At 59.4% G+C, this 12693-nt stretch carries 7 protein-coding genes; 2 read left to right on the top strand and 5 right to left on the bottom strand.

The features are described from left to right. Positions 1-4: 4 nt before the first annotated feature. Positions 5-1387 carry an MFS transporter gene (locus BJF91_RS18495; protein ID WP_075615991.1) on the bottom strand — a complete coding sequence of 461 codons (1383 nt, stop codon included), beginning with the start codon at positions 1385-1387 and terminating at the stop codon, positions 5-7. Positions 1388-1481: 94 nt separating this feature from the next. Further along, positions 1482-6254, bottom strand: a complete 4773-nt coding sequence (locus tag BJF91_RS18490; RefSeq protein ID WP_327790071.1) for an NAD-glutamate dehydrogenase — start codon at positions 6252-6254, stop codon at positions 1482-1484. 238 nt (positions 6255-6492) lie between these two features. Here BJF91_RS18490 and pdxY point away from each other — a divergent pair, with 238 nt between their 5' ends. Both pdxY and BJF91_RS18480 read left to right on the top strand, forming a co-directional pair. Then, positions 6493-7371, top strand: coding sequence for a pyridoxal kinase PdxY (pdxY, locus tag BJF91_RS18485; protein WP_075615989.1), 879 nt, complete (start codon positions 6493-6495; stop codon positions 7369-7371). A gap of 64 nt (positions 7372-7435) precedes the next feature. Next, a complete protein-coding gene (locus BJF91_RS18480; RefSeq protein ID WP_075615988.1) occupies positions 7436-8077 on the top strand; it encodes a carbonic anhydrase in 642 nt (213 codons plus the stop codon). Positions 8078-8123: 46 nt separating this feature from the next. On the opposite strand, the gene BJF91_RS18475 is transcribed toward BJF91_RS18480, so the two are convergent. The 3 genes from BJF91_RS18475 to BJF91_RS18465 form a co-directional block, all read right to left on the bottom strand. Continuing rightward, entirely contained in the window at positions 8124-9983 is a 1860-nt protein-coding gene (locus BJF91_RS18475) for a di-heme-cytochrome C peroxidase (protein ID WP_083943378.1), read from the bottom strand. A gap of 186 nt (positions 9984-10169) precedes the next feature. Then, entirely contained in the window at positions 10170-10994 is an 825-nt protein-coding gene (locus tag BJF91_RS18470) for a lytic murein transglycosylase (RefSeq protein ID WP_075615987.1), read from the bottom strand. A 202-nt stretch (positions 10995-11196) separates the two neighbouring features. After that, positions 11197-12231 carry an aspartate-semialdehyde dehydrogenase gene (locus BJF91_RS18465; protein ID WP_075615986.1) on the bottom strand — a complete coding sequence of 345 codons (1035 nt, stop codon included), beginning with the start codon at positions 12229-12231 and terminating at the stop codon, positions 11197-11199. Between the last annotated feature and the right edge of the window lie 462 nt (positions 12232-12693).

The following is a 12693-nucleotide window of genomic DNA, read 5'->3' as shown; positions in this document are numbered from 1 at the left end:
CCAGTCATCTCCTGTTGGCAGGATAAGGCGTTGCCAGCAGCAGGACCAGACCGAGACCGAGAAAGATGGTCAGACTTGCCATGCCGGCCCGTGACGAACCGGTTGCTGTGGTGATCAGGGAGAAGGAGAGGGTGGCCATGAAGCTGGTGGCGCGGCCCGACAGCGCGTAGATGCCGAAATAGCGTCCAGCCTCCTGCGGGGCGATGCTGCGGGCGAGATAGGAGCGTGAGGAGGCCTGGACTGGGCCGAAGGCAAGGCCGATCAACACGCCGTAGAGGATATAGACCTTTTCAGCCGGCGTTCCGAACAGGCTGCCGGAGCTTTCCGTCGATAGCGGCACCAGTCCAAAGGCGGTGAAGCTTGTGCCTGTCGAGACGATGCCGATGCTGGCGGTCAAAAGCAGGATCAGGCTGATTACCACCATGATTTTCGAGCCGAGTGCTGCATCGAGCCGGCTAGCCAGCGCGCAGCCAAAAATCGCGACGACGTTGAGAATGATGCCGTAAATGCCGATTTCCATGGTCGACCAGCCGAACATGCCTGCCGCAAACACGCCGCCGAGGATCAGCAAGCCGTTGACGCCGTCCTGATAGATCATACGGGCGATCAGGAAGCGTAGGATGCCGGCCCGCTGACGGACTTCGCGTAGCGTCGATTTCAGATCTCTCAGCCCGGCTTTTACGGCTTTGCCGAATGCCTCGCCTTTTTCCTGGTCAGGCGTGAAGAAAAACATCGGCAGGATGAACAGCAGATACCAGATGGCCGAGATCGGGCCGGTGATCCGTGCATCTTCGCCGGTTACGGGGTTCAGGCCAAAGAGCGGTGTTGTACCGAGAATGGTCTTGCCGCTGTCGGGATTGGCGGCGATCAGTAGCACGACTGCTATCAGCACGATCATGCCGCCGAGATAGCCGAGTCCCCAGGCCGTATTGGAAATCCGTCCTACATCTTTCGCGCTGACCAGGCGCGGCATCATTGAGTCGTTGAAAACGATAGAAAATTCGGCAGCGATCGATGCGAGGCTGAACAGAACCAGCGGATAGATCACCGGAGAGCCCGGTGCTGCTTCCCAAAGCATCAGCAGGCAGAGGATCTTGATAACGGCAAAGAACGCGATCCAGGGCTTGCGAGCGCCGCTGCGGTCGGCGATGGCGCCAAGGACGGGGGAGAGAAGGGCGATGACAACAGAGGCAACCGTGGCGGCATTGCTCCAGGCAGCCTGGGCGCTGACGGGATCATGGGTGAAGCGGGAGACGAAGTAGGGGCCGAAAATGAAGGTGGTCACGACGGTAAAGAAGGGCTGGGCTGCCCAATCGAACAGCATCCACCCCCATATGCCCGCCTTGCCGGTCGGATTTTCGGTCTGCCCTTGCGTCTGCTGCGCCATTTTCCACCTATCGCCGCCGATGATTTCGGCGGCGACACTGGCATTATCTCATTCGGGCTTCAATCCGAATTCCTGCCAGGGCTTGCGCCCGAGATCAGGCGCTCGCCTGGGCGATATCCGTCAGCAGGCTGGCGGCGACCGTCAGGCGCGACAAGCTCGGATCGCCTTCGGTCAGCGCGATCAACTCGCTGCCCAGCCGATTGATCCTGACCGTGTCGGCAGAGCGCCAGGCGGCGACCGGATCGCGGCTGTCGCCATGACCGGTCAGGGCCTGCACGACGATGTTGCGTCTGGCCTTGAGCACGAGATCCAGGCTGCGCAGCCGGGCGAGGCTGTCATAGTGGTCGCTGGTCGGGATCTTCTCGACCGAGGAGAGAAGCCTTCCGATGCGGAAGATCTCGCTGACCTTGTAATAGCCTTCCGTCGCCTTCTGCAGGCTAGCGTCGGCCCTGAGCGCGATGGAAATCACTTCCGGCGTCACGGTCAGGCTCCACAGTTCGGCGAGATCCTCGGCGAGATCCTCCGGCACGCCGGCTCCGATCATGGCGCTGGCTTCCGCATCGATCTGCGCCGAGAAATCGGCCGGTGTGACCGCGCGCGCGAAGCCCTTGAAGGATTTGATTGCCCCCTTCAGCTTGCGCACCGCTTCTGAAAGGTCGCCGCCAGCCAGTCTTGTGTCGATCGCGAGCTTGGTAAACACTCGGTAGCTCGTGCCGACGCGCTGATAGAGATCGTTTTGCGCGTCCCCGCCGATCTCGCCGTCCAAGGCGTCGATACGATCCCAGTAGCTGCGCAGATCAAGGCTGTCGCGGGTCAGCAGTGCGGCCCTTGCGATATCCTCGACTGTTGCCCCGGTCGCATCGCTCATCCAGGCCATGAAGCCAGGGCCGCCGCGATTGATGATGTGATTGGCAAGCACGGTGGCGACGATTTCCCGATGCAGCCGGTGGCCGGCGATGTCATCGGCATAGGGCCGGCGCATCTTCTTCGGGAAATAATTGCTGAGGATGCTGGTGCAATAGGCATCGTCAGGCAGGCTGGTCTCGATCAGATCGTCAAACAGCGAGATCTTCGCGTAGGAGAGCAACACGCCGACCTCCGGTCGGGTGAGGGACTGTCCGCCGGCATAACGTTCGGCCAAAGCCGCGTCATCCGGCAGGGTCTCCACCTTGCGGTTCAGACGGCCGGAGCTTTCCAGCACTGTCATCAGCCGGGCCAATTCATCCCTGTTGGCAGCGCCTTGGCGTGTCACCAGCGAAATCGCCAGGGACTGCAGGTAATTGTTGCGCAAGACGAGCTCGCCGACGTCCTCGGTCATCGATGCCAGCAGCTTGTTGCGGGCGGGCATGTCAAGTCGGCCGGATGAAACCACCGTCGACAGCGCGATCTTGATATTGACTTCGACGTCGGAGGAGTTGACGCCGGCCGAATTGTCGATGGCGTCGGAATTGCAGCGGCCGCCCTTCAGCGAGAAGGCGATGCGGCCCTTCTGGGTGACGCCGAGATTGGCGCCTTCGCCGATCACCTTGGCGCCGACTTCGTCGGCTGTGATGCGGATCGGGTCATTGGCGCGGTCGCCGACTTCGGCATCGGTTTCCGACAGCGCCTTGACATAGGTGCCGATGCCGCCGAACCAGAGCAGATCGACCTCAGCCTTGAGGATCGCGGTCATGATCTCGAATGGTGTCGCCACCTTCTTGGCAAGACCGATTGCCGCTGCCGCTTCGGGCGTGAGAGTTACGGATTTTTCGGCGCGCGAAATGATCATGCCGCCCTTGGACAGCAACGCCTTGTTATAGTCCTGCCAGCTGGAGCGGGGCAGGGCGAACATGCGCCTGCGCTCCTGGAACGACTTTTCCATATCCGGATCGGGATCGATGACGATGTCGCGGTGGTCGAAGGCGCCGATCAGCCGGATCTTGCGCGACAAGAGCATGCCATTGCCGAAAACGTCGCCGGACATGTCGCCGACGCCAACGACGCTGAACGGCGTCTTCTGGATGTCCACGTCCATTTCACGGAAATGCCGTTTGACCGCTTCCCAGGCGCCGCGGGCGGTAATACCCATCTTCTTATGGTCGTAGCCGGCCGAGCCTCCGGAGGCAAAGGCGTCGTCCAGCCAAAATCCGGCTTCGCGCGCCAGCCCATTGGCTGTGTCGGAGAAGGTTGCCGTGCCCTTGTCGGCAGCTACGACGAAATAAGGATCGTCGCCATCCAGCCGCAGGGTATTTTCCGGCGCTACGACGGCGCCGTCCTTGATGTTGTCGGTGATCGACAACAGCGTGCGGATATAGGTCATATAGGCTTCACGGCCCATCCGCAGGTATTCTTCGCGGTTGGCCGGGCTTGGAAGTTGTCGGGGGAAGAAGCCGCCCTTTGCGCCTACAGGGACGATGACGGCGTTCTTGACCTGCTGCGCCTTGACTAGGCCCAGCACTTCCGTGCGGTAGTCCTGGGCGCGATCCGACCAGCGCAAGCCGCCGCGGGCAACCTTGCCGAAGCGCAGATGCACGCCTTCTACCTCGACGCCATAGACGAAGATTTCGCGGAAGGGGCGAGGCTGCGGCAGACCGTCCAGCTGCTGCGGGTCGAATTTGAAGGCAAGCATCGGTTTGACGGTGCCGGCGCCCTTCTGGAAATAGTTGGTGCGCAAGGTGGAATCCACCGCGTTCTGGTAACGCCTGAGGATACGGTCCTCATCCAGGCTCGGCACGGAGGCAAGCGCCGTCTCAATACCATCGCGCAGGTCTGCCAGCTTGCGTGGTCGCGATTTTTCCGAGAGCTTCGGATCGAAGGACTGGTGGAACAGTGCAAATAAGTCGGCGGTGATCTTGGGATACTTATTCAGCGTCTCTGCAATGTAGGTCAGGGAATAGACGACACCTGCTTGGCGCAGATAGGCGGCATAGGCGCGCAGCACGGCGACTTCACCAACCTCCAGCCCTGTGCTCAGCACCAGCCGGTTGAAGGCGTCGTTGTCGACAACACCGTTGAAGGCGGCAAGGAAGGTCGCTGCCACCTGGCTGCCATGCTGGGCAATGTCGAAGTCCTGACCGGCCCTGACCGACAGTTCCATGTCGTGCAGCACGACGAGCTGTTCCTTGCCACTGCCGGTATCTTTGGCAGTGATATCGAAGGTTCGTTCGCTGACGACGCTGAAGCCGAGATTTTCGAGCAGCGGCACGCGCCGCGACAGCGGCAGGTGATGGCCAGCGTGGAAGACCTTCAGATAAAGCGTCCGGCCTTCTGCCGTCTCGCGATTGTGGAAGGCAATCGAGGCCTTGGCGCCAGAAAGGCAGGTCTGGATGTGAGTGAGATCGGCAACCGTTTCTTCCGGGGAGAAAGCATCCTCGAAGGCACGGCTGACAATCAGCTGCGGTGCTTTTGCCGGAGCAAGGCTGGCAAACCGGTCGTCCCAGCGCGAGGTGATCGCCTTGACCGCCTCTTCCAACTTGTTCTGGGCGATGCGCGGCGTCTTGCCCTCGGACCGGCCGATGATGAAATGCACCCGCGCTACCCCGCCCTCGGGGAAGGCCGGGTAATAGGCGGAGAGGCGGCCCTGGTAGATCTCGGTGAAATAGGCGCCGATCTTCTCACGCACCAGTGAATTATATTCTTCGCGCGGCACGAAGACGAGTAGCGAGACGAACCGGTCAAAATGGTCGATGCGCGGCAAGACCCGCACGCGCGGCCGCTCGCTCAAGTCCATGATCTGCTCGCAGAAGCGAGACAGAAGCTCGGTATCGATCTGAAAGAGATCGTCACGCGGATAGGATTCCAGCGTGTTCTGCAGGATACGGCCGGAATGGCTCAAGGGATCGAAGTTGAACTGTTCGGTGACCTTCTCGACCTTGGCCCGCAGGAGCGGGATGTGGTTGACCGAGTGGGTATAGGCCGTGGCGGTGAACAGGCCGACGATGCGCAGTTCGCCGACAACCTTGCCATCGGCATTGAAGCGTTTGATGCCGATATAGTCCATATAGGCGCGGCGGTGGACGACGGATTTGACATTGGCTTTAGTGACGATCAGGTCGTCTGGCCCCTGAAGGAAGGCAAGGATCTCAGGCGTCGTGGTGACGGCATTGCGGCCCTGGCGCAGCACGAGCACGTCGGGGTCAGAGAGAATTCCGAGCCCCCGGCCCTTGTCGCGTTCCAGCTTGGCGCTCGCGCCGTCGCCGGAATAAAGATATTCGCGCATGCCGAGGAAGGTGAAGTTCTCGTCACGCAGCCATTCCAGGAAGGCGATGGCTTCGGCGCGCTCCGCCTTGCGCTTGACATGGACTTGCTCGGCCAGTTCGCTCATGGCGGTTTTCAGAAGCGAGACCATCGGCTGCCAGTCGGCCGCCACTGTGGCGACCTGCGAGAGCACGGTCTGCAGACGCTCCGTTAGGCCTTGCGCCTGGTCATCGGTCAGGGGTGCCAGATGCAGCTGGATGTAGCTGACGCGATCTGCGGGCTCGGTCTTGATATCGGCGAGCGTCCAGTCGTCACCGCTGTGTACCAGGATGGGGTGGACCGCGAGGTGAATGTCACGGAACTGGCTGGTAACTTCGCCCATGACCGAATCGTAAAGAAAAGGCTTGTTACGGTCGACGATCGACAGCACGCTCAGGCTGGCGCCATCAGCCTCTATCCCTTCGACAGTGGCGATGCGCACGGCGGCCTTGTCGCCCTGCCAGGACTGCAGGTCCTCGCTCGCCCGATGCGCGGCGGCTTTCAGCATTGCTGGATCGTAACGCTGGAGATCGTCGTCGCTGGCGCGTCCGAACAGGGCGGCGGGATCGATCAAACTGGTCGTGCCCTTGCCATCCGCTGCTCTGGAAAGCTCGAAAAGCTGTTCCCGTTTTACCCGTTTAGCTGCAACCACGACTTCCTCCAAAGCATTTTGCTGCGATCTGACCATCACCGTTTACTACCGGTGATTTTCAATTTCATATCTGTGAGGGCAATTTTGGGTTTCACAAGCTGATTTTTCGTCTCTTTTCATTTTTTCAGAGGCGAAAATCAAAAAATCGGCTCAAGTTTGGGTCGCTAGCCATGAAAGTTTGACAAAACAGGCTCAAAAGCGTGGAGTAGCGTCCGTCATTCATAAGGTCCGCCCATCCATGTCCGAAAGTCCGGCCAGCGCCGTCATCGCCATTTCCAGCCATGTCATTCGCGGATCGGTCGGCAATCGCGCCGTCGTGTTCGCACTCGAGAGTCTGGGTTTTCCGGTTTGGTCGATGCCAACGGTGGTCTTGCCCTGGCATCCTGGCCACGGTCCATCGACGCGCATGAATTTTGCCGATGACGTGTTCGAGGCTGCCATAGACGATCTGATCCGGGCGCCGTGGCTCTCCGAGGTAAAGGCCGTGATATCAGGCTATTTCGGTAGTCCTCGTCAGCCGCTTGCTGTGGTTCGGCTGGTCGCGGCGCTGAAGCAGCGCAACCCCGACCTTATTTATCTCTGCGATCCCGTCATCGGTGATCTGCAGGGGCTTTACGTGCCGGAAACAACGGCCGTTGCGATCCGCGACCATCTCATTCCCCTGGCCGATATCGCCACGCCCAACCGCTACGAGCTTGCATGGATGGCGGGTGCTGGCCTCGAAAGCAATAGCGCGATCATTGACGCGGCTTTATCGCTTGGCCCGTCGCTGATGGCAGTGACTTCGGCGGTGCCGATGATGGCCGGCAGCATTGGAAACCTGCTGCTCTCGAACCGTCACGCGCTTCTGGCTGAACATCGTGCCATGGACAATGTCCCAAACGGCCTTGGCGACTTGTTTTCGGCCCTGCTACTCGCCCGACTGCTGCAAAAGCATGGTGAAGAAAAGGCGCTGCAACTGGCAACGGCCGGTGTTTACGAGGTCCTCGCGCGGTCGCTGAAACGCGAAAGCGATGAGCTGACGCTGGAGCAGGATCAATCCAGCCTGATCACGCCGATGGCGCTCGTGCAGATCCGCAGGCTGCTGCATCCGGCCAGCAAGCCGGTTCGCTCATGATCTGTCGCCTCTCTGGTGGTTTTCCTTGCTTGTCAATCCTGCTGCAGCGCGATAATTCAGGGTCATGATAGATTTTCCAGCATCCCTTCTCGCCGGTTACAGCAACTTCATGAACGGTCGTTATAGCGACGAACGGGATCGCTATCGAGCTTTGGCCGATCAAGGCCAAAACCCGCAGACCATGATCGTTGCCTGCTGCGACTCCCGTTCAGCCCCAGAAACGATTTTCGATTGTGGTCCCGGCGAATTGTTCGTCGTGCGAAATGTCGCCAACATGGTGCCGCCTTTTGAACCTGATGGCCAATATCACTCGACGTCGGCTGCACTTGAGTTTGCGGTGCTGGCGCTGAAGGTCAAGAACATCATCGTCATGGGCCACGGTCGTTGCGGTGGTATTCGCGCCGCGCTTGATCCGGATGCCGAGCCGCTGTCGCCCGGGGATTTCATTGGCAAGTGGATGAACCTGATCAAGCCCGCTGCCGAGCAGATTCAGACCGCTTCGGTGATGACCGCCGCAGAGCGCCAGACGGCGATGGAACGGATTTCGATTCGCAATTCGATCGAGAACCTGCGCACGTTTCCTGAAGTGAGAGCCCGCGAGCAGGAGGGCAAGCTGTCCATCCACGGCGCCTGGTTCGACATTTCCAACGGCGAATTGTGGGTGATGGATCCCGAAAGCCGGGATTTCAAACGGCTTGATCCCTGACAGTCGGAAGGGACCGGCTTCAAGCCGATCCCCTTTTTGCCGCTGCTTAAAGCGTTTTCAGATATTCCAGCAATGCCGTCTTATCGGACGGCGACAGGTCTGTTCCAAAGTCGTGGCCGCATCGGCTGTTGCCGGAGTTGCGCTGGCCGCAATCCGTCGTCTGGGTGACGGTGTTGAGCCCGGTCTGGGTGACCGCTAAACCCACAAGTTTCGGATCGTAATCGGGGCCGACGGCAAATGTCTGCGGCCGCTTGGCGACAGGCTGCAGGAGATCTGCAAGGGTCGGTACAGAACCGTTATGCAGATAAGGCGCTGTCGCCCAGATGCCGTAAAGAACCCGCGACTCGTATTTGAACTGTGTGGTCGGCGATATCGGCTGGGTAGCAGCCTGGCTCGTCGCGGTCGTTGGTGGCTTAGCCGCAGCATCTGTTCTCGCGGCGGCGACTTTCGCCTGCACTGCTGCCAGGTTCTGGCCCTGCGAGCGCGGGAAGGCGTTTTGCAGTTCGCGCAGATCGGAGGATAGATTGAGCTCCGGCAGTTTTGCCTTGAAGGCGTCGTCTATGGCACTTTGCAGCATCGGCAGCTTCTTTTCCCTGAGGTCAAAAATGCTTTCGGCATAATGCTGGAGAATGCTGCCTTCGACAGCGACAGTCAGGATGTCGATGGAAGGTGAGGTGGCGGCAAGCTTGTCGCCGATGAAGGGAATGCGCGCGCCGGTCATGATCCCAGGCGATGCCGTCCAGTTCATGATATTATATTCGCGGCTATCTGTTCCGACATCCCACAGCGGTGTTGCCCAGGTGGCATTGCCGAGCGATGGCGTGCCGGGCTTCTGGCCGTGACAGTCGAAACAGGTGCTGCCTTTACCGTCGCTGCCGCGCCAGGTGTTGAACAGGGTCTCACCGGTTTTGGCGAGGGTGGCATCGACCGGGAAGGGGTACTTTGGCGGACCCATCTGCTTGATCAGGTCCTCGAGCGTATTCAATCCCTCGAAGTTGAGAGAATTGTTTTTCAGGTAATCATAGCCGAGCAGCGACCATTGTTCCTTGGTCGGCTCAAACACGCCAAAGACACCGTAGACTTCGCCGACATTGCGTGCGAGGCCCAGAATGTCGCTGCCATTGGCAGCAAAGCCAGGCCACTGGGTGCGGTCCTGGATGGAGGCATTCCAGAGGAAGGGATAGCGAACCGGCGCATCGGCGGGCTGAAGATTAGCCTCGATCAGCCGGGTTGGCGGCGCACCGAGGTCTAGCCCGGTGAGCCGGTTGAAGATCATGCCGACCGCATCCAGCCGACCGACGCCCCAGGTGTTATGCGGAACGCCCTTGCTGACGATCGCGTGGAAGCGCTGCGTCCAGATGGTGAAGTCGACCTGCAATTGCGCACGGCTGTTGGGATTCGGATAATCGGTCCCCAGAACTGTTTTGCTGAAGAGGTCATAGGCGATCGGGTCGGCCACCAGCTTTTGCGTGGAGGCATCCAGATCGATCAGGAATTGATGAAAATCGGATAGGGCCGGGCCGCCATCAATGCGGTAGCGGATGTCGGAGATGGCGATTTCGCGCGTGTGGCACGCCGCGCAGGTCATACCAACCTCCTTGCGACCGTCCGGTCCGGTCACCGTAAAGCCGATAGGCAATCCGTTATTGGGACCATCCATGGTCAGATAGCCATACCGCGCGAGATTGTCGGCCAGGAACGGTGTACCGTCGGCCAAGGACAGCGCCTGCATCCAGGAGAGAGGCATGAGCCGCGAACCCTGGTCCTGAGTGTAGTAGATCGCCCGGGTCGTGGCGGTCCAGTTGCTTCCCTGATCGGTATAGACGAGGCTGTCAGCTTTGGCCGCGAAGGCGGCACCAAGACAGAGCGCAGCCGCAAGCGACGACGCAGTTGCAATATTTTTCACGAAAGTCCCCCTGACTTCAGTTCAATATGAGTTGAAATGAGGAGATTAATGCACGTCAGGAACGAAAATACAACTAATGATAATACTCTAAAAAAATACCCTTTTAAATAAAGGGGGCCGCAGATCTTCCGATCTGCAGCCCTTTTTAGTCAATCCGTGTCGACGCCGGTGACCCTGATGGGCCTATCAAGGTTTGTCGATTTCCTTGCCGATATAGGCAATCGCCTGCTGGTAGACCACAGCCGCATTCCAGCCGCCGATAGCGGAGAAATTCGGCTCGCCCGGCTGATAGCCGAGACCCGGTTGCCAGCCATGACCCTTCAGGAAATTCGCAGTTGAGGACAGCGCATCGGCGCGCGAATGAATAAGGTCGATATGGCGGTCGCCATCGCCATCGACGCCATAGAGCGTGACATTCTTCGGCAGGAACTGAGTCTGGCCGATTTCGCCATGGGCAGCACCACGCGAGTTAACGTCGAGGTCACCGTCGCTGACCAGCTTCAGGGCCGCATAAAGCTGCTCGCGGAAATAGTCGCTGCGGCGGCAGTCGAAGGTCAGCGTCGAGACGGCTGAGAGGGTGTGCTCATTGCCCATATAGGAGCCGAAGCCTGTCTCCATGCCCCAGATTGCGATCAGCGGGCCGGCCGGAACGCCGAAGCGCCGTTCAATGGTCGCAAACAACTGGGCATTGGCGCGCTTCATCGCCTTGCCGCGGCTGATGATTGCCTGACCACCGCGCTTCTTCATGAATTCGTCGAAGGAGAGCTTGAAGCTCTTCTGGCCACGGTCGGCGCGAATTGTCGGCTGGTTATAGTGAACATTGGCAAACGCGCGATCAAGAACCGAGCGGCTGACGCCACGGCCGGCTGCTTCGGCCTTGAAGCCTTCGACCCACTGTTCAAATCCAGCCGATGTATTGCTGCAAGCCGGCGCAGCAGTAGCGCTTCCGCTCATGAGACCCAGTGCCGCTACAGCCACACATGCTGCCGCGCTAACCATCTTCAGTGCCATAGAAACCTCATCCAAAAGGGAAGGCGCGGCGATGTTGTCAGCCGCGCCTCAACTTGTCCTAACCCATGTCCGTAAGCATTAAGCGTTTATACTTCGTGTAAACCATAAAAATTAACGGGCACGACAGGATGTATCGCCGTCAAATCCGCGTGATCGACGAATACCGGGGCATATCGCAGGCGATATTACCCCGATAAAATGATCAGGCAGCGATGGACTTCGGCTTGATCAGGCCGCGGTTGATCAGCAGTTCGGCAATCTGTATGGCGTTGAGAGCCGCACCCTTGCGCAGGTTGTCGGAGACGACCCAGATGTTGAGGCCGTTTTCAACCGTCGCATCTTCGCGGATACGCGAGATATAGGTCGCGTCTTCGCCGGCGCACTCGACGGGCGTGATGTAGCCGCCGTTTTCATGCTTGTCGATGACGAGGCAACCGGGCGCTTCGCGCAGGATCTCACGTGCCTGATCGGCGGTGATTTCCTTTTCGAACTCGATATTGACCGATTCCGAGTGGCCGATGAAAACCGGTACCCGCACGGCCGTGCAGGTTACCTTGATCTTCGGGTCCAGCATCTTCTTGGTTTCGGCCAGAACCTTCCATTCTTCCTTGGTGTAGCCGTCTTCCATGAAGACGTCGATGTGAGGAATAACGTTGAAGGCGATCCGCTTGGTGAACTTCTTGCTCTCGACCGGGTCGGCCACGAAGACGGCGCGGGTCTGGGTGAACAACTCGTCCATGCCATCCTTGCCCGCACCCGAAACCGACTGGTAGGTCGAGACCACGACGCGCTTGATGACGGCGGCGTCATGCAGCGGCTTCAGAGCGACGACCAGCTGGGCGGTCGAGCAATTCGGATTGGCAATGATGTTTCTCTTGGTGAAGCCGGTAATGGCATCCGGATTCACTTCCGGCACGATCAGCGGCACGTCGGAATCGTAGCGCCAGGCCGAGGAATTGTCGATGACGACGCAGCCCTGCGCGCCGATCTTTGGCGACCACTTCTGCGATACGGTGCCACCGGCCGACATCAAGCAGATATCGGTATCGGAGAAATCATAGTTTTCGAGGTTCTTGACCTTCAGCACCTTGTCGCCAAAGGACACTTCCGTGCCATGCGAGCGCGCGGAGGCGAGAGCCACCACTTCATCGGCGGGAAAACCGCGCTCGGCCAGAATGTTCAACATCTCGCGGCCGACATTGCCGGTGGCGCCTGCTACTGCAACTTTGAAACCCATTATCCTGCTCGCTTTCTGTCTCTCCTCGGGTGGTGAGGGGGAAGGCGCGCAATTGCGACCTCCTTGTCCCCGGCCGTGCCGGGGAGAGAGCGGGGGCCAGAGACGTCAGACGGTTTTGGTCGTCGTTTTGGCCTTGGTGGTGGAGGACATGGCAAACGCCATCATTGCCGGGGCATAAGCCGCAGGCTGCAGACGGTCAGCACTGAAGAGGTCGAGTGCGCGCATTCCATGATCCTTTCGCCCTTGCCTTTACCGGGTTTTATGGCGGTGTCAAGAAAATCGCTGCAAACCGGGCCATCGGCACCAAGAAATGGTGCTTGCGAGCCAGTCTCCAAGGCGGAGCGGACGTTAAAATATTAGACCAAAGTCATAAGCCGAAAGCATGCCTCTCGGTTCGCCCTGATTTCTGTCAGGCTATGGATAATTCGACGCCGTGATCTGAAGCCTTTGGAGGGGGTGCAC

It is taken from the genome of Gillisella taibaishanensis, from assembly GCF_001938985.1.
Taxonomy (GTDB): Bacteria; Pseudomonadota; Alphaproteobacteria; order Rhizobiales; family Rhizobiaceae; genus Allorhizobium; species Allorhizobium taibaishanense.
This window is presented reverse-complemented; position numbering and strand designations above follow the sequence as displayed.